This window comes from Opacimonas viscosa, assembly GCF_024199005.1.
Lineage (GTDB): Bacteria > Pseudomonadota > Gammaproteobacteria > Enterobacterales > Alteromonadaceae > Opacimonas > Opacimonas viscosa.
In genome coordinates, this window is sequence record NZ_JANATA010000389.1 from 1 (window position 1) to 222 (window position 222).

At 26.1% G+C, this 222-nt stretch carries 1 pseudogene; it reads left to right on the top strand.

Annotated features, from left to right (window positions below):
- Positions 1-39 precede the first annotated feature (39 nt).
- Positions 40-222, top strand: a pseudogene (locus NLF92_RS14020) (2,3-bisphosphoglycerate-independent phosphoglycerate mutase); the annotation flags it as partial.

Genomic DNA, 222 nt, shown 5'->3' on the forward strand with positions numbered 1-222 from the left:
GCGATTATATAATAATATACTTGTTAAAAGGTTTAAATTATGTCAAATAAGACTATACTTGTTATTACAGATGGAATTGGTCATAACGATTCTAATAACTATAATGCATTTAAAAATGCTAATACACCAACTTATGATTATCTTTTTGAAAATGTTCCTTACTCTTTGATTCATACATATGGTAATTTTGTTGGTTTACCAAATGGACAGATGGGTAATAGT